This is a genomic window from Chryseobacterium sp. SIMBA_028 (assembly GCF_046535285.1).
GTDB lineage: Bacteria > Bacteroidota > Bacteroidia > Flavobacteriales > Weeksellaceae > Chryseobacterium.
Window position 1 is genome coordinate 1 of sequence record NZ_JAWRWZ010000156.1, and the last position, 287, is coordinate 287.

At 37.3% G+C, this 287-nt stretch carries 1 pseudogene; it reads left to right on the forward strand.

What is annotated here, in order from left to right:
- Window positions 1–80: 80 nt before the first annotated feature.
- Window positions 81–287, forward strand: a pseudogene (locus SCA31_RS22960) (ergothioneine biosynthesis protein EgtB); the annotation flags it as partial.

A 287-nucleotide genomic window follows, 5' to 3' on the forward strand; every position in this document is an offset into this window, starting at 1 on the left:
TCGCAGGAGAAATAAAAGACTCTAAAAAATGGTTCATAGATTCCGTATGGAAAGTACAGTAAACAATTAAATATAAAAAGATGATAGCAAGTCCCAAAAATATTGATGCCGTAAAAAAATATACAGCGGTCCGTAATCATTCTCTAGCCATTTGTGCTCCTCTGGAAATTGAAGATTACGTCGTACAGCCCATGGTAGATGTAAGTCCTCCAAAATGGCATTTAGGCCACACAACCTGGTTTTTTGAAACGTTCATATTGCTTCCGAATTTTCCGGGGTATATGGTT